22 protein-coding genes are annotated in these 22060 nt (G+C 54.1%); 13 read left to right on the top strand and 9 right to left on the bottom strand.

The window, feature by feature from the left end:
* Positions 1–25: 25 nt before the first annotated feature.
* From OGV75_RS14955 to OGV75_RS14940, 4 genes are all read left to right on the top strand, one after another.
* Positions 26–1195 (top strand): ABC transporter substrate-binding protein, encoded by a 1170-nt coding sequence (locus OGV75_RS14955; RefSeq protein ID WP_286480844.1) that lies wholly within the window; start codon positions 26–28, stop codon positions 1193–1195.
* Positions 1168–2703 (top strand): ABC transporter permease family protein, encoded by a 1536-nt coding sequence (locus OGV75_RS14950; RefSeq protein WP_286480843.1) that lies wholly within the window; start codon positions 1168–1170, stop codon positions 2701–2703. Before OGV75_RS14955 ends, OGV75_RS14950 begins: the two co-directional genes overlap by 28 nt.
* A complete protein-coding gene (locus OGV75_RS14945) occupies positions 2703–3335 on the top strand; it encodes an ATP-binding cassette domain-containing protein (protein WP_286480842.1) in 633 nt (210 codons plus the stop codon). Before OGV75_RS14950 ends, OGV75_RS14945 begins: the two co-directional genes overlap by 1 nt.
* Positions 3336–3421: 86 nt before the next feature.
* On the top strand, positions 3422–4729 hold the full coding sequence (locus OGV75_RS14940; RefSeq protein ID WP_047418447.1) for a sulfurtransferase: 1308 nt from the start codon (positions 3422–3424) through the stop codon (positions 4727–4729).
* Between the two features lie 100 nt (positions 4730–4829).
* Here the strand turns inward: OGV75_RS14940 and OGV75_RS14935 are convergent, their stop codons facing one another.
* A complete protein-coding gene (locus OGV75_RS14935; protein ID WP_137352125.1) occupies positions 4830–5453 on the bottom strand; it encodes a CDP-alcohol phosphatidyltransferase family protein in 624 nt (207 codons plus the stop codon).
* Entirely contained in the window at positions 5446–6015 is a 570-nt protein-coding gene (locus OGV75_RS14930; protein ID WP_047417903.1) for a carboxymuconolactone decarboxylase family protein, read from the bottom strand. The genes OGV75_RS14935 and OGV75_RS14930 overlap by 8 nt, the downstream gene beginning before the upstream one ends.
* A gap of 79 nt (positions 6016–6094) precedes the next feature.
* Here OGV75_RS14930 and OGV75_RS14925 point away from each other — a divergent pair, with 79 nt between their 5' ends.
* Positions 6095–6508, top strand: coding sequence for a pyrimidine (deoxy)nucleoside triphosphate diphosphatase (locus tag OGV75_RS14925; protein WP_104652143.1), 414 nt, complete (start codon positions 6095–6097; stop codon positions 6506–6508).
* On the opposite strand, the gene OGV75_RS14920 is transcribed toward OGV75_RS14925, so the two are convergent.
* Entirely contained in the window at positions 6468–6743 is a 276-nt protein-coding gene (locus OGV75_RS14920) for a YnjH family protein (RefSeq protein WP_016152834.1), read from the bottom strand. The two genes, OGV75_RS14925 and OGV75_RS14920, sit on opposite strands and share 41 nt — an antisense overlap.
* Before the next feature lie 237 nt (positions 6744–6980).
* Between OGV75_RS14920 and gdhA the strand changes: the two genes are divergently transcribed.
* Positions 6981–8324: an NADP-specific glutamate dehydrogenase gene (gdhA, locus tag OGV75_RS14915; protein ID WP_016152833.1), complete on the top strand. Its 1344-nt coding sequence runs from the start codon at positions 6981–6983 to the stop codon at positions 8322–8324.
* A 63-nt stretch (positions 8325–8387) separates the two neighbouring features.
* Here the strand turns inward: gdhA and topB are convergent, their stop codons facing one another.
* The 3 genes from topB to OGV75_RS14900 form a co-directional block, all read right to left on the bottom strand.
* The gene (gene topB / locus OGV75_RS14910) at positions 8388–10334 is read right to left on the bottom strand and encodes a DNA topoisomerase III (protein WP_019076618.1); all 1947 of its coding nucleotides are present in this window, start codon (positions 10332–10334) and stop codon (positions 8388–8390) included.
* A gap of 4 nt (positions 10335–10338) precedes the next feature.
* Positions 10339–11382: a selenide, water dikinase SelD gene (gene selD, locus OGV75_RS14905; protein ID WP_016152831.1), complete on the bottom strand. Its 1044-nt coding sequence runs from the start codon at positions 11380–11382 to the stop codon at positions 10339–10341.
* Between the two features lie 116 nt (positions 11383–11498).
* Positions 11499–12050 (bottom strand): NAD(P)H nitroreductase, encoded by a 552-nt coding sequence (locus tag OGV75_RS14900; protein WP_016152830.1) that lies wholly within the window; start codon positions 12048–12050, stop codon positions 11499–11501.
* 175 nt (positions 12051–12225) lie between these two features.
* On the opposite strand from OGV75_RS14900, the gene sppA reads away from it, so the two are divergent.
* From sppA to yajD, 5 genes are all read left to right on the top strand, one after another.
* Positions 12226–14082, top strand: coding sequence for a signal peptide peptidase SppA (gene sppA, locus OGV75_RS14895; protein ID WP_286480840.1), 1857 nt, complete (start codon positions 12226–12228; stop codon positions 14080–14082).
* Positions 14083–14137: 55 nt separating this feature from the next.
* Complete coding sequence (gene ansA / locus OGV75_RS14890) at positions 14138–15154, top strand: asparaginase (protein ID WP_286480839.1); 1017 nt, start codon at positions 14138–14140, stop codon at positions 15152–15154.
* Between the two features lie 14 nt (positions 15155–15168).
* A complete protein-coding gene (pncA, locus tag OGV75_RS14885; protein WP_046275890.1) occupies positions 15169–15807 on the top strand; it encodes a bifunctional nicotinamidase/pyrazinamidase in 639 nt (212 codons plus the stop codon).
* Positions 15808–16067: 260 nt separating this feature from the next.
* Positions 16068–17321, top strand: coding sequence for a chitinase ChiD (chiD, locus tag OGV75_RS14880; protein ID WP_286480838.1), 1254 nt, complete (start codon positions 16068–16070; stop codon positions 17319–17321).
* Positions 17322–17414: 93 nt separating this feature from the next.
* Positions 17415–17759, top strand: coding sequence for an HNH nuclease YajD (gene yajD / locus OGV75_RS14875; protein ID WP_003832478.1), 345 nt, complete (start codon positions 17415–17417; stop codon positions 17757–17759).
* Between the two features lie 44 nt (positions 17760–17803).
* Here the strand turns inward: yajD and OGV75_RS14870 are convergent, their stop codons facing one another.
* On the bottom strand, positions 17804–18079 hold the full coding sequence (locus OGV75_RS14870; RefSeq protein WP_016152817.1) for a YeaC family protein: 276 nt from the start codon (positions 18077–18079) through the stop codon (positions 17804–17806).
* Between the two features lie 42 nt (positions 18080–18121).
* On the bottom strand, positions 18122–18535 hold the full coding sequence (gene msrB / locus OGV75_RS14865; protein ID WP_016152816.1) for a peptide-methionine (R)-S-oxide reductase MsrB: 414 nt from the start codon (positions 18533–18535) through the stop codon (positions 18122–18124).
* A gap of 341 nt (positions 18536–18876) precedes the next feature.
* Here msrB and gapA point away from each other — a divergent pair, with 341 nt between their 5' ends.
* Both gapA and OGV75_RS14855 read left to right on the top strand, forming a co-directional pair.
* Complete coding sequence (gene gapA / locus OGV75_RS14860; RefSeq protein WP_003030697.1) at positions 18877–19872, top strand: glyceraldehyde-3-phosphate dehydrogenase; 996 nt, start codon at positions 18877–18879, stop codon at positions 19870–19872.
* A gap of 199 nt (positions 19873–20071) precedes the next feature.
* Positions 20072–20956, top strand: a complete 885-nt coding sequence (locus OGV75_RS14855) for a D-hexose-6-phosphate mutarotase (RefSeq protein ID WP_181632612.1) — start codon at positions 20072–20074, stop codon at positions 20954–20956.
* A 95-nt stretch (positions 20957–21051) separates the two neighbouring features.
* Here the strand turns inward: OGV75_RS14855 and OGV75_RS14850 are convergent, their stop codons facing one another.
* Positions 21052–21906: an aldo/keto reductase gene (locus tag OGV75_RS14850; RefSeq protein WP_047498916.1), complete on the bottom strand. Its 855-nt coding sequence runs from the start codon at positions 21904–21906 to the stop codon at positions 21052–21054.
* Positions 21907–22060 lie beyond the last annotated feature (154 nt).

Genomic DNA, 22060 nt, shown 5'->3' with positions numbered 1-22060 from the left:
CCCCATTTTTAGCAAGGGAGATATTATGCGTTACTGCTTATTGTGCCTGAGTTTGCTGCTCTCTCCGCTGGCGGCTTTCGCCGAGGACACCAGTTGGCAGCAAATCAAAAATGACGCCCGCGGTCAGACGGTGTGGTTCAACGCCTGGGGTGGCGACAACGCAGTTAACCAGTATCTCGACTGGGTTAGCGGCGAGATGAAAACACACTATGCCATTAACCTGAAAATCGTACGCCTGGCGGATGCCGCCGACGCCGTAAAACGTATCCAGACGGAAGCGGCATCCGGGCGAAAAACCGGTGGCTCGGTCGATTTACTGTGGGTGAACGGCGAAAATTTCCGCACGCTGAAAGAAGCCGGGCTGCTACAGACCCAGTGGGCACAAACGCTGCCTAACTGGCGCTATGTTGATACCCAGAAACCGGTGAATGAAGACTTTTCCATTCCAACGGAGGGGGCTGAATCACCGTGGGGCGGCGCACAGCTCACATTTATTACCAGGCACGATCTCACCGCGCAGCCGCCGCAATCCCCGCAGGCACTGCTTGAGTTTGCCCAGGCGCACCCTGGCACGGTGACCTATCCGCGTCCGCCAGACTTTACTGGAACGGCTTTTCTTGAGCAGTTGTTAATTTCGCTCACCAACAAGCCGCAGGCGCTGAAAATAGCGCCCAATGCGTCCACATTCGCCGACGTTACCGCTCCATTGTGGCATTACCTTGATGCTTTGCATCCTGCCCTGTGGCGCGAAGGTAAAGATTTTCCGCCCACGCCCGCGCGAATGGATGCGCTGCTCAACGGTGGCACCCTGCGTTTATCAATGACCTTTAATCCTGCCCACGCGCAGCAAAAAGTGGCCAGCGGTGAATTACCCAAAAGCAGCTATAGTTTTGGTTTCTCACAGGGCATGCTCGGCAACGTGCATTTTGTCACCATTCCAGCGAATGCGCGTGCCAGCGCCGGAGCGAAAGTCGTGGCAAATTTCCTGCTTTCACCCGAAGCGCAGCTGCGTAAAGCCGACCCGTCAGTCTGGGGAGATCCTTCGGTGCTTGATCCACAAAAATTGCCTGTCGACCAGCGTAATGCGCTGCTGGCGCGGATCCCACAAGGGCTCCCTGCCGTACTGCCAGAACCGCATGCTGCATGGGTAAACGCTCTGGAACAAGAATGGCTACGCCGCTACGGTACACATTAATTCTGCTACTCTGGGCCATCATGGCGGGCGTTTATCTGCCGCTGGCGCCAGCGGCTTTTTCTCTGATAACGCCGGCGCTGAACACCAGACACTGGTTGGCGCTATTTAGCGATCCTCAACTCCCGCAGGCGTTACTGGCAACGCTGGTTTCCGTAAGCCTCGCGGCTGGCGGCGCGCTGATCATCGCCCTGCTGGCGATCCTCGCCTTATGGCCCGGCGCAGGCTGGGCGCGTCTGTGCACGCGTCTTCCGTGGCTGCTGGCGATTCCACATGTTGCCTTCGCCACCAGCGTGCTGTTGGTTTTTGCCGAAGGCGGCATGCTCTGGCAATGGATCCCGTTTCTCAGCTCCCAGCCTGACCGCTACGGCATTGGGCTTGGCGTGACGCTGGCGGTAAAAGAGAGTGCCTTTTTGTTATGGATCCTCTCAGCTCTGCTGAGTGAAAAACAGCTTTCGCAGCAGGTTATCGTCCTGGATTCGCTGGGTTACAGCCGACTGCAATGCCTGAACTGGCTGGTTCTGCCCTCTCTCGCCCCCGTGTTAGGCAAAGCCATGCTGGCGATCGTCGCCTGGTCGCTCTCGGTAGTGGATGTAGCAATCGTCCTTGGTCCCGGAAACCCACCAACGCTTGCCGTGTTGAGCTGGCAATGGCTCAGTCAGGGCGATGCCGAGCAACAGGCTAAAGGAGCACTCGCCAGCCTGCTGCTGGTACTGCTGCTACTCATCATCGCGCTGGCGGGGTATCTGCTCTGGCGCGCCTGGCAACGCACTATTCCCGCAGTAAACGGGGAACGCCTGCGTTTTTCATCCTGTACAATCGGACGTTCGCTGGTACAACTTTTGCCCTTTGGCGGTGTGGTGTGCGCGCTGGTTCTGGCGCTGATCGCCAGCTATTCGTCGCTAAATAGCGAGGCGCTCAGCACTAGCCTGCAACTGGGGCTTATCTCCAGCGTGCTGGCGCTGCTGATACTTTTTGCCTGGCTGGAATGGGGTCCGCAAACCGGACACCGTTGGGTCTGGCTACCGCTCATTTTGCCTGCGCTGCCGCTGGTAACTGGACAGTATCTGTTGGCGTTATATGCCGGACAGGATGGGCTGATGATAACCATTGTCTGGGGACACCTGCTGTGGGTGATGCCATGGATGCTGTTTGTGCTCAAACCGGCGTGGCAACGCATTGACCCACGGTTGATTTTGATTGCGCAAACGCTGGGTTGGACCCGGGGCCGCATATTCTGGCAAGTAAAATGTCCGCAGCTGGCGCGCCCGGCGCTGGTTGCCTTCGCGGTAGGGTTCTCAGTCAGTATCGCCCAGTATATGCCGACGCTGTGGTTAGGCGCCGGGCGCTATCCCACGCTGACCACCGAAGCGGTGGCATTAAGCAGCGGCGGTAGCACCGCCATTCTGGCAACCCAGGCGCTATGGCAGCTTCTGTTACCGCTTATAATTTTCGCACTGGCGGCGTTTCTCGCTGCGTGGATTGGCCGCTTTCGACAAGGACTCCGCTAATGCTCATTGTACAAAGCGTTTCGTTGTACCAGGGTACGACAGCGCTACTGAAGGACGTTAATTTCCAGGTTAATAAAAGTGACATTGTCACCATTATGGGACCTTCCGGCAGCGGTAAGTCTTCGCTATTTTCATGGATGATCGGGGCGTTGTCTCCTCAGTTTCAGGCGTCAGGCGAACTGTGGCTCAACGAACAGCGCGTAGACACACTGCCTACTGCGCAGCGCCAGATTGGCATTCTGTTTCAGGATGCGCTGCTGTTTGACCATTTCAGCGTTGGGCAGAATTTACTGCTGGCCTTACCCGCCAGCGTGCAAGGTCCCGCCAGACGCCATGCGGTGGAAAGCGCCCTCGCACGCGCGGGCCTGGCAGGATTTTATTCACGCGATCCGGCTTCGCTCTCCGGCGGGCAACGCTCGCGTGTCGCCCTGCTTCGCGCGCTGCTGGCGCAACCCCAGGCGCTGTTACTCGATGAACCCTTTAGCAGGCTGGATGCGTCGCTGCGCGATACCTTTCGCCAGTGGGTCTTCACCGAAGTACGTAAACTGGGTATTCCGGTGGTCCAGGTTACCCACGATGCGCAGGACGTTCCGCCAGCAGGTCGCGTATTACAGATGGAAAACTGGGCGTGAATGTGGCGATATGCTGCGTTAACGCAAGGTTTTTACTTAACTGGCGGCACAGAATGTCGTCCTCTTTTTCAACGTCGGGCTATTCGATGAAACGTGTTTCTCAAATGACCGCGCTGGCACTGGCTTTAGGGCTCGCTTGCGCTTCTTCCTGGGCTGCTGAAACAGCACAGACGCTCACCCTCAACCAGTTACAGCAAAAGCAAGGCGCGGCGATCGATACCCGTCAGAGCGCTTTTTACAACGGCTGGCCGCAATCGCTTAATGGTCCTTCAGGACACGAGCCTTCCGCACTGAACCTGTCTGCCGCCTGGCTCGACAAGATGAATGATGAACAACTCAGCGCCTGGGTTAAGGCACATCACCTGAAAACCGACGCGCCGGTGGCATTGTATGGCAGCGATACTGACATGCAGGCCGTCAAATCCCGCCTGCAGAAAGTCGGCTTTAACGCTATCTCAACCCTCAGCGATGCGCTTACGGACCCTGCCCGCCTGCAACGTCTGCCGCACTTCGAACAGTTGGTTTACCCGCAGTGGCTGCACGACCTTCAGCAGGGTAAAGAGGTAACCGCCAAACCGGCCGGTGACTGGAAAGTGATTGAAGCCGCCTGGGGCGCGCCGAAGTTGTATCTGCTCAGCCATATCCCTGGCGCGGGCTATATTGATACCAACGAAGTCGAAAGCGAACCGCTGTGGAATAAAGTGTCCGACGCGCAGCTCAAAGCGATGCTGGCGAAACACGGCATCCGCCACGACACCACGGTGATTTTATACGGCCGCGATGTCTACGCCGCCGCGCGCGTGGCGCAAATTATGCTGTATGCAGGTGTGAAAGATGTTCGTCTGCTCGACGGCGGCTGGCAGACCTGGTCTGACTCAGGTTTACCGGTCGAACGCGGTACTGCACCAACGGTGAAGCCTGAACCTGATTTCGGCGTGACGATCCCTGCCCAACCGCAACTGATGCTGGATATGGAACAGGCTCGCGGTCTGCTGCATCGCCAGGATGCGTCTTTGGTGAGCATTCGTTCATGGCCGGAATTTATCGGTACGACCAGCGGCTATAGCTACATTAAGCCAAAAGGTGAGATCGCAGGGGCGCGTTGGGGCCATGCAGGCAGCGACTCCACCCACATGGAAGATTTCCATAATCCGGATGGCACCATGCGCAGCGCCGATGACATCGCCGCCATGTGGAAGCAATGGAATATCCTGCCAGAGCAACAGGTCTCATTCTATTGTGGTACCGGCTGGCGTGCTTCGGAAACGTTTATGTATGCCCGCGCAATGGGCTGGAAAAACGTCTCCGTCTACGACGGTGGCTGGTATGAGTGGAGCAGCTCTCCGAAAAACCCGATCGCCAGCGGTGAACGGGGTCCGGACGCCAGCAAGTAAGATTGTCATTGTTGCCGGATGCAGCGAGAACGCTTTACCCAGCCTACATAAACCATCGTTGTAGGCCGAATAAGCGAAGCGCATCCGGCAACGCACTACGTCACTCCGGACGCTGGACCGCTTTCAGCGTCAGATATCCGCTCCAGATCCGGGTGAACGTCGTCATCCAGCACAGCGCGCCAAAGACCCACGCCATTACGGCAAAATATTCCGGGAACAGACATCCCAACACAAACAGCAAAATCGTCTCGGTTCCTTCGGTCAGTCCGCCCAGATAATAAAACGATTTATGCGCATAACCGGGGTTATCAATCTGATGCTTTGCCGCCAGCGCGGCGAAGGCCAGAAAGCTGCTGCCGGTGCCAATAAACGCGAACAACAGCCAACCGCCTGCCAGCGCATTTTGCGCCGGCGCAGCAAGAATAAAACCAAACGGCACTAAGGCGTAAAACAGAAAATCGAGCGAGATATCGAGAAATCCTCCCGCGTCCGTTAGCCCTCTGCGCCGTGCCAGCGCCCCATCCAGCCCGTCAAACAGCCGATTGAGTACAATGGCCACCAGCGCCGCCATATACCAGCCTAACGCCAGAAATGGCAACGCCAGCACGCCAATAGCAAAACCGACCAGCGTAAGTCCGTCCGGGGTAATCGCCGGTTGATCAATGATGCCCACGCAGCGATGCAAAAGCGGTTTTAATCGCGGATGAAGATGGCGGTCAAGCATGCGGGCGTCCTTTAAAACTGTCGCACAGTCCCTGGGAGGGAATATCGAGAGCGGCATTAAAACGCGCCGAGAGATTTTGAAACGCAATCAGCGCGGTCATTTCAGTAATGGCGTCATCGGTAAAATATTGCTTCATCTGCGCTTTCAGCGCATCGTCAACCTGTGGTGGCGTTGCGGTGACCGCATCAGCATAGGCCAGCCCTACACGTTCTTCTGCGCTAAATAGCGTTGATTCTTGCCAGTTGGCAACCTGTAAGACTTTATCCAGCGCGCCGCAGCGTTCAGCCAGCCGTAAACTGTTGGCGTCAACGCAGAAAGCGCAGTGGCACACCTGAGAAACGCGGGTCATCAACAGCGCGCGCATCACCGGCGACAGGCGCGCCTTTTTACGCTCCAGATACCCGACAAACAGCGCCACCAGCCAGAACAGGAACGGCATCCGCCCCCACCAGCGCGTGGGATGCAGCACATCGCCATAATGTTTTTTCTGCGTAGCAACAAGCGGTTGCAAACTGGAAGGGATACGCGTTAACGGTTTTACCCACGACTGAGGATCGTTCAACGGTGGCTCCTGAATACTTTAGATAAAACAAAGATAACGATAGTATGTCATTTTCTACCGTTAGATCTTGATGAATATAATGAAAACCCTCGACGTGGTCGCCGCTATCATTGAACGTGATGGCAAAATTTTACTGGCTCAACGCCCGGAGCATGCGGATCAGTCAGGTATGTGGGAGTTTGCTGGCGGTAAGGTTGAGCCGGGGGAAAGTCAGCCAAAGGCGCTGGTCCGTGAACTGCGTGAAGAGTTGGGCATCGAGGCGGTCGTTGGGCGCTACATTGCCAGCCATCAACGCGAGGTTTCAGGCCGACTCATTCACTTACATGCCTGGCATGTACCGTCATATCAGGGGGAGCTGAAAGTGTATGAACATCAGGATATCGTCTGGTGTTCACCCGAAGAGGCGCTGCGTTATCCGCTGGCGCCTGCCGATATCCCGCTATTAGAAGCGTTTATCCTTTTACGCGACGCCAGACCAGCGGATTCGTGCTGATCGTTTTATCATCGCGCTGGCACTGAAGCAAAACGCCATCCGCTTTAATCACCGCCCCTTCTGAGTAGTTTTGATCCTGATAAATACAGCACTGACTACAGGGTTGCGCCCGCTGACCGCTGGAACTGAACACCTCCGGTGGGACATTCACCTGCACGTCCGGGCGATAAAGCTGATTTGCCAGCGTCGCGCTGGACACCAGTGCCAACGCTCCTGCCATGATTATACGGCGCATATTCTTTCCTTTTTGACTGACAGTTATGCTCAGTATAACGGTATAAACCGGCAGAAACTTTAGCCCTTGCCATCATCGCTTTTGGTTATGACCCACGCCGCAATATTAATTTACTTAGCGCGGTTAATTTTTTCTTGCGTCCCGTCACACTGCTGATGTTATAGTCAAAAACTGCAAAACACTTAACACAAAAATCAAAAATATAACCATATCAATACATAAGAGGTACTTATATCTATGGATCAGACACGTTCTCTGGAGTCATTCCTTAACCATGTGCAAAAGCGCGACCCGAATCAGACCGAGTTCGCGCAAGCCGTTCGTGAGGTAATGACGACACTGTGGCCCTTCCTTGAGCAAAACCCGCGTTATCGTCAGATGTCGTTGCTGGAACGTCTGGTTGAACCGGAGCGCGTGATCCAGTTCCGCGTCGTCTGGCTGGACGATCGCAATCAGGTGCAGGTCAACCGCGCGTGGCGCGTGCAGTTTAGCTCCGCCATTGGCCCATACAAAGGCGGAATGCGTTTCCACCCTTCCGTGAACCTGTCGATCCTGAAATTCCTTGGCTTCGAGCAAACATTTAAAAACGCCCTCACCACGCTGCCAATGGGCGGGGGTAAAGGCGGGAGCGATTTCGATCCGAAAGGTAAAAGCGAAGGCGAAATCATGCGTTTCTGCCAGGCGCTGATGACCGAACTGTTCCGCCATTTAGGGCCCGATACCGATGTTCCGGCGGGCGATATCGGCGTAGGCGGTCGTGAAGTCGGCTTTATGGCCGGGATGATGAAAAAACTGTCCAACAACAGCGCCTGCGTCTTTACCGGTAAAGGTCTCTCTTTCGGCGGCAGCCTGATTCGCCCGGAAGCTACCGGCTACGGTCTGGTGTACTTCACCGAAGCGATGCTCAAACGCCATGGCCTGGGCTTTGAAGGCATGCGCGTGGCCGTCTCTGGTTCCGGTAACGTGGCGCAATTCGCCATTGAGAAAGCCATGGAGTTTGGCGCGCGAGTAGTCACAGCCTCCGATTCCAGCGGTACCGTGGTCGACGAAAGCGGATTTACCAAAGAAAAACTGGCGCGTCTGTGCGCGATCAAAGACAGCCGCGACGGCCGCGTGGCGGATTACGCCCGCGAATTTGGCTTGACCTATCTGGAAGGCCAACAGCCGTGGTCGGTTCCGGTGGATATCGCCCTGCCGTGCGCCACCCAGAACGAACTTGATGTCGATGCGGCACGCGTGCTGATCGCCAACGGCGTGAAGGCTGTCGCCGAAGGGGCAAACATGCCTACCACCATCGAGGCCACCGATCTGTTCCTGGAAGCGGGTGTATTGTTCGCGCCGGGTAAAGCGGCCAACGCGGGAGGCGTAGCGACATCCGGTCTGGAAATGGCGCAGAACGCCGCACGTCTGGGCTGGAAAGCGGAGAAAGTGGATGCACGCCTGCACCACATCATGCTGGATATTCACCATGCCTGCGTCGAGTACGGCGGCGAAAGCAAGCAAACCAACTACGTACGTGGCGCCAACATCGCGGGATTCGTGAAAGTTGCCGACGCGATGTTGGGCCAGGGTGTGATTTAATTCAGATCTGTTGTTCCCGTAGGCTTGATGCGGCACACATGCCTTATCCAGCCTAAGAGCGCATTACAGGCCCGCCTCTTCAGATGGCGGGCTTTTTTTCGCCGTGCGTTTACGCGGCGCGCTCTTTTTCTTGTCACCACCACTACTACCCGGTGCGGCAATACCACGGAAGCGTCGTACCGGCGTGCTGCGCGCCTGATCGATTAGCTGATACAGCGTCCCCACCAGCGGCTGCATGAAATCCTGATATCGACACTGCTTTTCGCTGATTTGGGTCAGGATAGATTCCCAGTGCGCGGTCATATCCGGGCGCGTCGCCATTTCAGGCAGCGAATGAAACAGCGCTTTTCCGGCATCGGTAGAATGGATATAGCGCCCCTTCTTCACCAGGAAACCACGCTTAAACAGCAGCTCGATAATCCCGGCGCGCGTCGCTTCCGTTCCCAGTCCGTCCGTTGCGCGCAGGATCTTTTTCAGATCTTTATCCTGCACAAAGCGCGCGATTCCGGTCATCGCTGACAGCAGCGTGGCATCGGTAAAGTGCCGCGGAGGCTGAGTCTGTCGTTCAACCACTTCGCCTTTTTCGCACAGCAGCTCGTCGTCTTTTGCCACCACCGGCAGCGGCGTCCCGTCGTTATCTTCGTCGCGCTCTTTGTTGCCAAGCAGCGTACGCCATCCGGCCTCTGCCAGAAAACGGGCTTTGGCGACAAACTTACCTTTCGCGATATCCAGCTCAATAACGCACTTCCTGAATACCGCATCCGCGCAAAACTGCATCAGATATTGACGGGCAATCAGGTTGTATATCTTCGCTTCATTATCGTTCAGGTTGATGGACGAACTGCGCGCTGTTGGAATGATGGCGTGGTGCGCATCCACTTTTTTATCATCCCAACAGCGGTTTCGCGTATCGGGATTGACCGCCGGTTGCGGAAGCAGATCCGGCGCATGGACGCTAATCGCGTTCAGCACCGCGTGACGTCCGGCAAAGTGTTCTTCCGGCAGATAACGGCTATCCGAACGCGGATAGGTGATCAGTTTATGGGTTTCATACAGCTTCTGGCAGATATCCAGAACGTTTTGCGCACTTAAGCCAAAGCGTTTCGCCGCTTCAATCTGCAACGCCGACAGCGAAAACGGCAGCGGCGCGGATTCTGATTCCCGTTTATCGTTATAGCTGGTGACGATCGCCGGCTGACCGTTAATGCGGTTTACCACGTGTTCAGCCAACGTGCGGTTTAGCAAGCGCCCTTCTTCATCCTGATACGGCTCACACGCTTCGCTCGGCTGCCAGATAGCGGTAAACCGCTCATCGGCGGGCGTCACGATATGCGCCTTTACCTCGAAGAAGTCTTTGGCAACGAAGTTTTCAATCTCTTCATCGCGACGCACAACCAGTCCGAGCACCGGCGTTTGCACGCGCCCGACCGAAAGTACGCCCTGATAGCCCGCGTTACGCCCCAGAATGGTATAAGCGCGCGTCATGTTGATACCGTACAGCCAGTCCGCCCGCGCTCGCGCCAGTGCCGACACGCAAAGGGGGATGAACTCACTGTTGGCGCGCAGACGCTCAATCGCCCGCTCGACGGCCTGCGGGTTGAGGTCGTTAATCAGGCAGCGTTGCACCTGCTGGCGCTTTTCAGGGGCCAGTTGCAGGTAATCCAGCACTTCATCCACCAGCAGTTGTCCTTCACGATCGGGGTCACCTGCGTGAATGACTTCACTGGCCTCATGCAAAAATCGCTTAATAACGTTGAGCTGTTTGGTCACCGAGGGACGCGGCTGCAGTTGCCACTTTTCCGGGACAATCGGCAGATCAACCAGACTCCAGCGAGCATAACGACTGTCGTAGGCATCTGGCTGCGCCTGTTCAAGCAGGTGACCAATACACCAGGTCACCACTTGCCCGTTTCCGCATTCGATAAAACCGTCACCTTTGCGATGCGGCTTCGGCAGCACATCGGCGATAGCGCGCGCCAGACTCGGTTTTTCGGCAATAAACAATCGCATCGAGTTAACGGATCTCAACCATGGCGCGACCGCCACGAGCTTCCACTAACTCACCAATCGCGGTGAGGTCGATGCCAAACTGCGCCGCTGCCGCTTTAACTTCGGCTTCAGCTTCCGGCGTTACCGCTAACAGCAGACCACCGGAAGTTTGCGGATCGCAGAGCAGATCGCGAACCGACTGCGGCATTTCACCCATCAGGTGTCCGTAGCTGGCAAAGTTACGCTGGGTACCGCCCGGCACCGCGCCCTGCGCGATGTATTCTTCAACACCTGGTAGCTTAGGAATAGCCTGGTAGACGATCTGCGCCTGAACGCCGGCCCCCTGACACATCTCGCTCAGATGCCCCAGCAGCCCAAAACCGGTAACGTCGGTCATGGCTTTCACGCCGTCGATATCGGCAAATGCCGCCCCGGCAATGTTCATCCGGCACATCACTTCCGTCGCCAGCCCTTTGTGCTCGTCCTTCAGCAGCGATTTTTTCTCTGCGGTGGTCAGGACACCAATACCCAGAGGCTTGGTCAAAAACAGCTTGCATCCCGCCTCGGCGGTGCTGTTTTTCTTCACGCGCTCAGTTGGAACAACGCCGGTTACCGCAAGACCAAAGATAGGCTCAGGCGCATCGATAGAGTGCCCCCCCGCCAGCGCGATACCCGCCTGACGGCAGGCAAAGCGTCCGCCTTCGGTTACTTCGCGGGCAATTTCCGGCGCCAACTTATCAAGCGGCCAGCCCAGGATAGCAATTGCCATAATCGGTTTGCCGCCCATGGCGAAAATATCGCTGATGGCGTTGGTGGCGGCGATGCGGCCAAAATCAAACGGATTATCGACAATCGGCATAAAGAAATCGGTGGTGCTGATTACGCTGGTGCCGTTTCCCAGATCGTATACAGCCGCGTCGTCGCGGGTTTCATTACCCACCAGTAAGTTTGGATCAACAAACTTCGCCTGCTCGCTGTGCAGGATGGTTTCCAGCACTTTTGGGGAAATTTTACAACCGCAACCGGCTCCGTGGCTGTATTGCGTTAAACGAATAGCTTGCTCGCTCATGGACATCTCCTGTCATTGCAATCCGGATATGGTAGCGCTCATTCCATGATGTGGTAAGAGTGACTGTCTGAATTCGGGTGCCTTTGCTCATAATCCAGACAGTTTTGCCGTTGATATCAGAAATAACGGACGAATGCGCTCGGATCGGCAAGGGTAATCGTCGTGGATGCTTTCAACTGTGGTGTGCCCAGATAGAGAAAACCGACGATTTTATCCTGTGGGCGACAGTCAAACGCTTCGCGGACGACCTCACTTTCGGTTAATGCGCCACTGCGCCAGATACCGCCAAAGCCCTGGGCAATGGCAGCCATCTGCATGGCCATCACCGCACAACCGGCAGACATTTCCTGTTCCCATAGCGGAACCTTGTCGTTTGCTTCACATTTCGCCACCACGGTAATAATCAGCGGTGCGCGAAACGGCGCGCTGCGCGCTTTTTCCTGGGCCTTCTCATCGCTGCCAGATGCAATAGCGCCTTTTTCAAGCACGGCGGCAAAGCGTTCACGCCCTTCGCCCTCAATGACAAAGAATTGCCACGGTTGCAGCGTTTTGTGGTCCGGCGCGCGCATTCCCGCGCGCAGAATATTTTGCAGTTGCTCTCCTGCCGGGGCCGGTTCGACGAGACGAGAGGCGCTACGACGGGTCATAAGTAATTCGAGTGCATCCATTTGCTTAACTCCAACAATGAAATTTGTTCACAAAATTAACACGTGAGCGGATTTTGTTACAGCACAGGCGGTGATTCCTGCTGACAAGTGCCTGTCGGGTCATTACGATAGCCTCATCTTATCGCCTTTCTCCGGGATTTCGGGGTGGCGTGTTGTTAATTGGTAGGGAGAATACATGCGAACCCTGTGGCAATTTATTGCCGGATTTTTTAAATGGACATGGCGATTACTCAATTTCGTCCGTGAATTTGTGCTTAACCTGTTCTTCATCTTTTTGGTGCTGGTTGGCGTGGGCATCTGGATGCAGGTCAGCAGCAGCAACACCAGCGAACACGCTGAGCGAGGCGCGCTGCTGCTGGATATCTCTGGGGTGATTGTCGATAAGCCTTCGAGCACCAGTCGTTTAAGCGTTATTGGTCGTCAGCTGTTTGGCGCCAGTTCCGATCGTCTGCAGGAAAACTCCCTGTTCGATATCGTGAATACGATTCGCCAGGCAAAAGATGATCGCAACATCACCGGCATCGTGATGGATCTGAAAAATTTTGCCGGGGCAGACCAGCCTTCCATGCAGTATATCGGCAAAGCACTGCGGGAATTCCGCGACAGCGGTAAACCGGTCTTTGCCGTGGGCGATAACTTCAGCCAGGGGCAGTATTACCTCGCCAGTTTTGCTAACAAAATTTACCTCTCTCCGCAGGGTTCCGTTGATCTGCACGGCTTTGCCACCAACGGTCTGTACTACAAGTCCCTGCTCGATAAGCTGAAAGTTTCCACGCACGTATTCCGCGTCGGGACCTATAAGTCTGCCGTAGAGCCGTTTATCCGCGATGATATGTCTCCTGCCGCGCGTGAAGCCGACAGTCGTTGGATCGGCGAGCTGTGGCAGAACTATCTCGACACGGTCGCCGCCAACCGCCAGATCCCAGCTCAGCAGGTGTTCCCAGGCGCACAGGCGATGCTGGACGGTTTGACGAAGGTCGATGGAGATACGGCGAAATATGCGCTCGATAACAAACTGGTGGATGCACTCGCCTCCAGCGCCGAAGTCGAAAAAATGCTGACCAAACAGTTTGGCTGGAGCAAAGCGGATAAAAACTATCGCGCCGTCAGCTATTACGATTATTCGCTGAAAACACCGGCGGATACCGGAGACAGCATTGGCGTTATCTTCGCGAACGGCGCGATTATGGACGGTGAAGAAACCCCAGGAAATGTGGGGGGCGACACCACTGCCGCACAAATCCGCGAAGCACGTCTCGATCCGAAAGTGAAAGCTATTGTACTGCGCGTGAACAGTCCTGGCGGCAGCGTCAGCGCCTCGGAAGTCATTCGTGCTGAGCTGGCTGCGGCAAAAGCGGCGGGTAAACCGGTTGTCGTGTCCATGGGCGGCATGGCGGCCTCCGGTGGCTACTGGATCTCCACCCCAGCCAGTTACATTGTGGCAAACCCCAGCACGTTGACCGGTTCAATCGGGATCTTTGGTGTGATCAACACCGTAGAAAACAGCCTGGATTCCATTGGTGTACATACCGATGGCGTGGCCACTTCCCCGCTGGCGGATATCTCCATCACCAAAGCGTTACCGCCTGAAGTGCAGCAAATGATGCAATTGAGCATTGAAAATGGCTATAAGCGCTTTATCACGCTGGTCGCGGATGCACGTAAGACAACCCCTGAGCAGATTGACAAAATCGCGCAGGGTCACGTCTGGACCGGTCAGGATGCGAAAGCCAACGGACTGGTAGACAGCCTCGGTGATTTTGACGACGCCATCGCGAAAGCGGCTGAGCTTGCCAAGCTGAAACAGTGGCACATTGCGTATTATCAGGATGAACCGACATTCGTCGATATGGTAATGGACAGCATGTCAGGCTCCGTTCGCGCCATGCTGCCCGAAGCTATTCAGGCCATGCTCCCGGCGCCGCTTGCTTCTGCGGCCAGTGCAGTTAAAGCGGAAAGCGATAAGCTGGCCGCGTTTAACGATCCGCAAAACCGATATGCGTTTTGCCTGACCTGCGCCAACGTTCGCTAACAATTGCCCCCTCTTCGGGATGAAGAGGGGTTTTCATTGAGACAGAAGAAAAGTCATGCAAAAGAAATCGATTTACGTTGCCTATACCGGCGGCACCATTGGTATGCAGCGCTCAGAACAGGGTTATATTCCTGTTTCTGGTCATCTCCAGCGTCAACTGGCATTGATGCCTGAATTCCACCGCCCGGAGATGCCAGACTTCACCATCCACGAATACGTCCCGTTGATGGATTCCTCCGACATGACGCCGGAAGACTGGCAGCATATTGCGGAAGACATTAAAGCACACTACTACGATTACGATGGTTTTGTCATTCTGCACGGCACCGACACCATGGCGTTTACGGCTTCGGCGCTCTCTTTTATGTTGGAGAACCTGGGTAAACCGGTCATTGTGACAGGGTCACAAATTCCGCTGGCAGAGCTACGTTCAGACGGGCAAATCAATCTGCTCAACGCGCTGTACGTTGCGGCAAATTATCCGATTAATGAAGTAACCCTGTTTTTCAACAATCGACTGTTTCGCGGCAACCGTACCACTAAAGCGCACGCCGATGGCTTTGACGCCTTTGCCTCACCCAACCTTGCGCCGCTACTGGAAGCCGGGATCCACATCCGTCGACTGGGAACTCCGCCAGCACCGCACGGCGCAGGTGAACTGATTGTTCATCCTATTACTCCACAACCGATTGGCGTAGTCACCATTTACCCAGGTATCTCCGCTGATGTGGTGCGTAACTTCCTGCGCCAGCCGGTAAAAGCGTTAATTTTGCGCTCCTACGGCGTGGGCAATGCACCGCAAAATAAAGAGTTTCTGCAAGAACTTGAAGATGCGAGCTCGCGGGGCATTGTGGTGGTGAACCTGACCCAGTGTATGTCCGGCAAGGTAAACATGGGTGGCTATGCGACGGGTAATGCCCTCGCCCACGCTGGCGTGATTGGCGGCGCGGATATGACCGTCGAAGCCACGCTCACCAAATTGCATTATTTACTCAGTCAGGGACTGGATGTGCAGAGCATTCGTGAAGCAATGACGCAAAATCTGCGCGGCGAGCTCACCCCGGACGAATAAAGGAGTCTATGCCCATGGCCCGAGCCTTACTGTTGGTCGATTTACAAAATGACTTTTGTGCCGGCGGCGCTCTCGCTGTTCCGCAAGGCGACAGCACAATCGAGATTGCCAACCGTCTGATTGACTGGTGCGCCCTACGCGGCGACACGGTTGTTGCCAGTCTGGACTGGCATCCGGCTAATCACGGTAGTTTTGCCAGCCAGCATCAGGTCGCCCCCTACAGTCAGGGACAACTGGATGGTCTGGCGCAAACGTTCTGGCCCGATCATTGCGTGCAAAACAGCGAAGGGGCGGCCCTGCATCCGCTGCTGAACCAGCGTGCAATAGCGAAAACCTTCACCAAAGGCGAGAACCCGCTGGTCGACAGTTACAGTGCATTTTTTGATAACGGTCGTCGTCAGGCAACCGCGCTGAACGCCTGGCTGCTCGAACACCGTATTGCTGAGCTTATTATCATGGGTCTGGCTAGCGACTATTGCGTTAAATTCACCGTTCTGGATGCGCTCGATCTTGGTTATACCGTCAGCGTTATTACCGACGGCTGCCGTGGCGTCAATATTCAACCCCAGGACAGTGCAGAGGCGTTTATGGAAATGGCCGCAGCGGGCGCAACGCTGTATACGCTTGATGACTGGCTGGAAACCCATCGCTAATACTTTAAAACGCCTTATCCGGCCTATTGAATTTGTGCATGTATGCAAATCTGTAGGCCAGAAAAGGGACTTGCGTCAACACTCAGTAATGTTTGCCCCAACCGATACAACCTACCAGAAATGGTTTGCCGCTTCGCCAACATGACGTGAACACCTTCGCATTTTTCCTGTTATGAAACTGTTAACCTGCAGGTGCTGTTTTTTTCGCCACGCCATTTCCGTGGCGTGTTTGCTTGTTTAAATGTCAAAGAGGAACACCGATGAAACTATTGCCTTTGTTGGCAGCATTACCCCTGCTTTGCGCCAGCGTTGTTTCCGCCAGTTCACTGATGTCAGTTGGCTACTTCAATGGTGGCGGCGACGTCACTGCCGGTCCTGGTGGTGACATCAATAAACTGGATGTTCGTCAGATAACCCATCTCAACTATTCGTTTGGCCTTGTCTACAACAACGAAAAAGACGAGACCAATGACGCCTTAAAAGACGCCAGTAAGCTGCATCAGATTTGGCTTTCACCGAAAGTGCAGGATGATTTACTGAAAATTCCACAGCTGCGTAAACAGAATCCGAACCTGAAAGTATTGCTTTCCGTCGGTGGTTGGGGGGCTCGTGGATTCTCCGGCGCGGCAGCAACGAAAGAATCGCGCGCGGTGTTTATTCAGTCTGCTCAGGAGATAATTGCGAAATATGGCCTTGATGGCATCGACCTCGACTGGGAATATCCGGTCAACGGCGCCTGGGGACTGGTCGAAAGTCAACCGGCCGACCGAGCTAACTTTACCGCGCTGTTAAAAGAGCTCCGCGCCGCATTGGGGCATAAAAAACTACTGACCATCGCCGTGGGCGCAAATGCGGAAAGCCCGAAAAGCTGGGTGGATGTGAAAGCCATTGCGCCATCGCTCGACTACATAAACCTGATGACCTATGACATGGCTTACGGTACGCAGTATTTCAACTCGAACCTGTACGATTCGACACAATGGCCGACAGTCGCCGCGGCGGATAAGTACAGCGCTGATTTTGTGGTCAACAACTATCTTGCTGCCGGTCTAAAAGCGAGTCAGATGAACCTGGGCATTGGTTTTTATGGTCGCGTACCGAAACGCGCTGTTGAGCCAGGCATTGACTGGAGCAAACCTGACGCACAGAAAAATCCTGTTACCCAGCCCTATTTCGAGCCCGCGCAAATTGAATTGTTCAAATCACTGGGCATCGATCTGAGCAAAGATACCTATGTGAAGTACAACGATATCGTGGCGAAATTGATCAACGATCCGCAGAAGCGCTTTAGCCAGCATTGGGATGATGAAGCAAAAGTACCGTGGCTGTCAGTGCAGTCTGTGGAGGGAAACGCGCTCTTTGCCCTCTCTTATGAAAACCCGCGCTCGGTAGCGATCAAGGCTGACTATATCAAGAGCAAGGGGCTGGGAGGCGCCATGTTCTGGGAATACGGTGCGGATGACCAAAACCAGTTGGCTAAGCAGTTAGCCGATTCGTTAGGCATCAAACACTGATCCCAACGCCTGACACAATAGGTTATGATTATCGCATTCTGCTGCGCCAGCTTTTGGCGCAGCTTTTCATTTTCTACTGGAGGCATGAGCTTTATGGCTTTTATCCCTAAAAATTACGCCCGTCTGGAAGTCGGTTACCGGGAAAAGGCGCTTAAACTCTTCCCCTGGGTCTGCGGACGTTGTTCCCGTGAGTTCGTATATTCAAATTTGCGCGAATTGACGGTACACCATATCGATCATGATCACTCCAATAACCCGGAAGATGGTAGCAACTGGGAAATGTTGTGCCTGTACTGCCACGATCACGAACATTCCAAATATACGGAAGCGGACCAGTATGGTTCAACGGTGGTTGCAGGCGAAGATGCGCAGAAAGCGGTGGGCGAAGCGAAATATAATCCGTTCGCCGATCTGAAGGCGATGATGAACAAGAAATAACTTCAACTGCGGGCCCGACATAGATGTTTGCCGGGCCTGAGTAATCAGGATTTAAACGTCGCAATGGGTTCGGGCGTAATACCAAACTCCACTTTCAACTGCTGCTTACTCTTCATCACCATCTCACCATTGGTATCAATCGTCATATGCTGCGCGTCAATATTGTTTCGCGCCTGCCATAACATCACCAGCTGTAAGCAGTTCTCTTTTTGTTCTGCCGTTAGCGCCACGCCATCCGGCCATTTTCCGAGTTCAACGGCAGTTGATAAGCGCTGATAAACTTCCGGCGTCATGCTGTTGATCATCTCATCAAGATTCATGTTAAATCCACTCTCCGTAGAATAATTTGCTGAATCGTTTCTTCAGCCTTTGGTCTGCTCACCGTTTTCACCATCGGTGAAGTTCAAAGAGGCAGAGTTAACGCAGTAACGTTCACCGGTAGGTTGCGGACCATCCGGGAAGACGTGTCCCAGGTGCGCATCACAGTTACCACAGCGGATTTCAATGCGCTGCATGCCGTGTGAAGTATCTTTAATGTAACGGATAGCCTCTGCGCTGACAGGCTCGTAAAAGCTGGGCCAGCCGCAGCCAGAGTCATATTTTGTCTCGGAACGAAATAGCGGTTTGTCGCAGACCAAACAGTGGTAGATGCCGTCACGCTTGTTGTGCAGCAAACGCCCGGTAAATGGCGGTTCTGTCCCGTGATTCTGCGTCACGTAGAACTGCATTTCGGTTAAATTTTTTTTTAGTTCTTCTGGAGAAGGTTGATTAGCCATTTGCTCACATCTCGCTTTATCTAAACTCACATCGCGAGACAGATTCTAACAAAACATTAACACCAGAGTGCGAACTTTTGTTCTAAACTTGATCCGTGCGAAATGGCAGCCTGCAATTCGTGATCACAATCACGTTTTTATCTTGATTGCCCTTTAAAATTCGGGCCGCCGACCCCATGTGGTTTCAAGCCCAAAGGAAGAGTGAGGCGAGTCAGTTGCGCAAAGCTTAAGCAGCAGATTGATTTGTCGCAATGATTGACACGATTCCGCTTGACGCTGCGTAAGGTTTTTGTAATTTTACAGGCAACCTTTTATTCACTAACAAATAGCTGGTGGAATATATGACTATCAAAGTAGGTATCAACGGTTTTGGCCGTATCGGTCGCATTGTTTTCCGTGCTGCTCAAGAACGCTCTGACATCGAGATCGTTGCAATCAACGACCTGTTAGACGCTGACTACATGGCTTACATGCTGAAATATGACTCCACTCACGGCCGTTTCAACGGTACCGTTGAAGTGAAAGACGGTCATCTGATCGTAAACGGTAAAAAAATCCGTGTTACCGCTGAACGTGATCCGGCTAACCTGAAATGGGACGAAGTTGGTGTTGACGTAGTAGCTGAAGCTACTGGCCTGTTCCTGACAGATGAAACCGCTCGTAAGCACATCACTGCTGGCGCGAAAAAAGTGGTTCTGACTGGTCCGTCCAAAGATAACACTCCGATGTTTGTTAAAGGCGCTAACTTTGACAAATACGAAGGTCAGGACATCGTTTCTAACGCTTCCTGCACCACTAACTGCCTGGCTCCGCTGGCTAAAGTTATCAACGACAACTTCGGCATCATCGAAGGTCTGATGACTACTGTTCACGCGACCACCGCTACTCAGAAAACCGTTGATGGCCCGTCTCACAAAGACTGGCGCGGCGGCCGCGGCGCATCCCAGAACATCATCCCGTCCTCTACCGGTGCTGCTAAAGCTGTAGGTAAAGTACTGCCAGAACTGAACGGCAAACTGACTGGTATGGCGTTCCGCGTTCCTACCCCGAACGTATCTGTTGTTGACCTGACCGTTCGTCTGGAAAAAGCTGCTTCTTACGAAGAAATTAAGAAAGCAATCAAAGCTGCTTCCGAAGGCCCGATGAAAGGCGTTCTGGGTTACACCGAAGACGACGTAGTATCTACCGATTTCAACGGTGAAGTTTGCACTTCCGTGTTCGATGCTAAAGCTGGTATCGCACTGAACGACAACTTCGTGAAACTGGTATCCTGGTACGACAACGAAACCGGCTACTCCAACAAAGTTCTGGACCTGATTGCTCACATCTCCAAATAAGTTGAGATGAAACAGTAATCTGTAAGAGCGACTCAGGTCGCTCTTTTTTTTGCCTGAAGATACCCGTCATACTTCAAGTTACCGGTGTGTTGGCAATGCTCTCTCACCCGAATCACTTACTTCTGTAAGCTCATCGGGATCGTTCACTTGCCGCCGTCCTGCAACTCGAATTATTTAGGGTAAAAAAAAGGATTGCATAATGATTAATAAAATTTTTGCACTTCCGGTAATCGAACAAATTACCCCGGTCCTCTCCCGCCGCCAGCTTGATGAACTTGAGATTCTTGTGGTCGATCATCCACAGGTTAAAGCATCTTTCGCACTGCAGGGCGCACATCTTCTTTCCTGGAAACCCAACGGCGAAGAGGAAGTCCTGTGGCTAAGTAACAATACCCCGTTTAAAACCGGCGTAGCGCTGCGTGGCGGCGTACCAATTTGCTGGCCGTGGTTTGGTCCGGCTGCTCAGCAGGGCCTGCCTTCTCATGGTTTTGCCCGCAACCTGCCATGGACGCTGAAAGCGCACAATGAAGACGACAATGGCGTGGCGCTAACGTTTGAATTGCAAAGCAGCGCTGAAACGCGTCAGCTATGGCCGCACGAGTTCTGCCTGCTGGCCCGTTTCAAAGTAGGTGCCACCTGTGAAATGGAACTGGAAGCCCACGGTGAATTTGAAACCACCTCTGCGCTGCATACCTATTTCAACGTCGGTGACATTGCGGCAGTAAAAGTCAGTGGACTTGGCGATCGCCTGATCGACAAAGTGAATGATGCTAAAGAAGATGTGCTGGCTGATGGTATCCAGACCTTCCCGGACCGCACCGATCGTGTCTATCTGAATCCGCAAGCGTGCAGCGTTATCCATGATGATGCGCTCAACCGCAATATCGACGTCGTCCATCATCACCATCTGAATGTCGTGGGCTGGAACCCGGGTCCGGCGCTGTCCGTTAGCATGGGCGACATGCCGGATGACGGCTATAAAACCTTTGTTTGCGTAGAGACGGCTTACGCAACCGCGCCGCAGAAAACCCGCGAAGAAAAACCATCACGCCTGGCACAAACTATCCGCGTTGCTAAACGCTAAAATTGTGTCTGTAGCCTGACGGAGCTTACGCCTTATCCGGCCTACCAAACATTGCGCTGGCCGGATAAGAAGCGTGAGCATCGCCATTCGGCAAATCAGGCCATATCCAGCGCCGTTTTACCCTTTGGCGCTGGATATGCCTTATCTAACTGCTTCAGCTCATCAACAGAGAGCGTTATCTCCAGCGCGGCGGCATTTTGTTCGACATGCGCTACGCTTGCCGCTTTCGGAATCGCCATCACGCCCGGCAGACGGATCACCCATGCCAGCAAAATCTGCGCAGCACTAACATTGTGCGCGTGCGCGATGTCGTTCACCACAGAGTGAGAAAGCAAGTCACCGCGCAATCGCCCCGCCTGAGCCAGCGGACTGTAAGCCATGACCGGCATCTGCTGCTGCTGGCACCACGGCAGTAAATCATATTCAATACCGCGCGATGCTAAATGATAAAGCACCTGGTTAGTGGCACATTCCCGCCCACCCGTGACTTGCCATAACGCCTGCATGTCATCGTAATCGAGATTAGAGACGCCCCAGCGGCGGATTTTCCCCTGCGCAATGAGTGCTTCCATGGCATCAACGGTCTCAGCAAATGAAAAACTGCCCGTCCAGTGGAGCAAATAGAGATCCAGATAATCGGTTTTTAGTCGACGCAGGCTCGCTTCACAGGCGGCAATGGCTTTCTGACCACCGGCATTCCAGGGATATACTTTCGAGACTAAAAAAGCGCTATCACGACGCCCGGTTAATGCTTCACCCACTACCTCTTCCGCTGCACCATCTGCATACATTTCGGCGGTATCGATCAACCGCAGACCGAGATCCAGACCAGCCCGCAGCGCTGAAACCTCTTCCCGACGTCGGCCAGGATCCTCGCCCATGTACCATGTTCCCTGCCCAATAGCAGGCAGCGATACCTGCTTTGTAAACATCACCTGTTTCGCTGTCATCGCACCCTCCTGTGTTAATGCACCACAGTAAAGCAAAACAACTGGCATGTGTCCTGTTAGGGTGCACAAATTGCACCCTCTAAGATTGGAAGTTGACCGCTATGGCAACGGCAATAAAAAACCCGGGAACAAACAATGCTCCCGGGCCGAATGA

The sequence above is a fragment of the Citrobacter sp. Cb028 genome, from assembly GCF_030336705.1.
GTDB lineage: Bacteria > Pseudomonadota > Gammaproteobacteria > Enterobacterales > Enterobacteriaceae > Citrobacter > Citrobacter braakii.
The sequence above is the reverse complement of the archived record's forward strand: the minus strand, read 5'-3'. Positions and strand labels throughout refer to the sequence as shown.

Coding starts and splice junctions, on each gene's coding strand:
- gapA (WP_003030697.1), top strand. CDS start 18,877: ATGACTATCAAAGTAGGTATCAACGGTTTTGGCCGTATCGGTCGCATT.
- pncA (WP_046275890.1), top strand. CDS start 15,169: ATGGCCCGAGCCTTACTGTTGGTCGATTTACAAAATGACTTTTGTGCC.
- ansA (WP_286480839.1), top strand. CDS start 14,138: ATGCAAAAGAAATCGATTTACGTTGCCTATACCGGCGGCACCATTGGT.
- OGV75_RS14900 (WP_016152830.1), bottom strand. CDS start 12,050: ATGGATGCACTCGAATTACTTATGACCCGTCGTAGCGCCTCTCGTCTC.
- OGV75_RS14920 (WP_016152834.1), bottom strand. CDS start 6,743: ATGCGCCGTATAATCATGGCAGGAGCGTTGGCACTGGTGTCCAGCGCG.
- OGV75_RS14925 (WP_104652143.1), top strand. CDS start 6,095: ATGAAAACCCTCGACGTGGTCGCCGCTATCATTGAACGTGATGGCAAA.
- topB (WP_019076618.1), bottom strand. CDS start 10,334: ATGCGATTGTTTATTGCCGAAAAACCGAGTCTGGCGCGCGCTATCGCC.
- msrB (WP_016152816.1), bottom strand. CDS start 18,535: ATGGCTAATCAACCTTCTCCAGAAGAACTAAAAAAAAATTTAACCGAA.
- yajD (WP_003832478.1), top strand. CDS start 17,415: ATGGCTTTTATCCCTAAAAATTACGCCCGTCTGGAAGTCGGTTACCGG.
- sppA (WP_286480840.1), top strand. CDS start 12,226: ATGCGAACCCTGTGGCAATTTATTGCCGGATTTTTTAAATGGACATGG.
- selD (WP_016152831.1), bottom strand. CDS start 11,382: ATGAGCGAGCAAGCTATTCGTTTAACGCAATACAGCCACGGAGCCGGT.
- chiD (WP_286480838.1), top strand. CDS start 16,068: ATGAAACTATTGCCTTTGTTGGCAGCATTACCCCTGCTTTGCGCCAGC.
- gdhA (WP_016152833.1), top strand. CDS start 6,981: ATGGATCAGACACGTTCTCTGGAGTCATTCCTTAACCATGTGCAAAAG.
- OGV75_RS14945 (WP_286480842.1), top strand. CDS start 2,703: ATGCTCATTGTACAAAGCGTTTCGTTGTACCAGGGTACGACAGCGCTA.
- OGV75_RS14950 (WP_286480843.1), top strand. CDS start 1,168: ATGGCTACGCCGCTACGGTACACATTAATTCTGCTACTCTGGGCCATC.
- OGV75_RS14855 (WP_181632612.1), top strand. CDS start 20,072: ATGATTAATAAAATTTTTGCACTTCCGGTAATCGAACAAATTACCCCG.
- OGV75_RS14955 (WP_286480844.1), top strand. CDS start 26: ATGCGTTACTGCTTATTGTGCCTGAGTTTGCTGCTCTCTCCGCTGGCG.
- OGV75_RS14940 (WP_047418447.1), top strand. CDS start 3,422: ATGAAACGTGTTTCTCAAATGACCGCGCTGGCACTGGCTTTAGGGCTC.
- OGV75_RS14870 (WP_016152817.1), bottom strand. CDS start 18,079: ATGAATCTTGATGAGATGATCAACAGCATGACGCCGGAAGTTTATCAG.
- OGV75_RS14850 (WP_047498916.1), bottom strand. CDS start 21,906: ATGACAGCGAAACAGGTGATGTTTACAAAGCAGGTATCGCTGCCTGCT.
- OGV75_RS14935 (WP_137352125.1), bottom strand. CDS start 5,453: ATGCTTGACCGCCATCTTCATCCGCGATTAAAACCGCTTTTGCATCGC.